The 469-nt window shown below is 48.8% G+C and carries 1 protein-coding gene; it reads right to left on the minus strand.

Annotated elements, in window-relative coordinates; translation table 11 throughout:
• Positions 1–22: 22 nt before the first annotated feature.
• On the minus strand, positions 23–469 hold a 447-nt coding region (locus tag GTA51_RS20435), incomplete at its 5' end, for a hypothetical protein (protein WP_211922688.1).

Raw genomic sequence — 469 nt, forward strand, 5'->3', positions numbered from 1 at the left:
GAAGACCGTAGACTCGATCAGCTCAAATTGATGTAGCGGTTGCCGCCTTCAGGCGGCTCCAGTTCTCACCGCTTTGAGCGGTTAACTGCCTTGCATGCCCCCGGCTTTGCCGGGGGTAGCTGACTTTACCCGGATCACATAGTCCATTCTCGATTAAATAACGGTATGTTGGCGCCTGGGTGGTGATGACACGTGCAAAGCGATTATCGGCGAAAATGCTGCGGAGTTTTTCGTCCGATAAGGCTTCGTTTAAGAGGAATCCACCGCCCGGGTAAAGTGTAAAGGCAAAGCGATCTGCCTTTAATGCGCTGTTCTTGTGAATAAAATTGTAAGCAATCGTGCCAAATACGCAGTATGCAAGGCGACACGTCATATCTCGGTTGGCATCGAAACTCTGCACTCGACTAATGTCAACCCCAGATTTTTTCGAATAACGTAATGTTGATTCAAGAAAATTCTCCCCACTTCC

It is taken from the genome of Solidesulfovibrio aerotolerans (genome assembly GCF_009856865.1).
In the GTDB taxonomy this organism is placed as follows: Bacteria; Desulfobacterota; Desulfovibrionia; order Desulfovibrionales; family Desulfovibrionaceae; genus Solidesulfovibrio; species Solidesulfovibrio aerotolerans.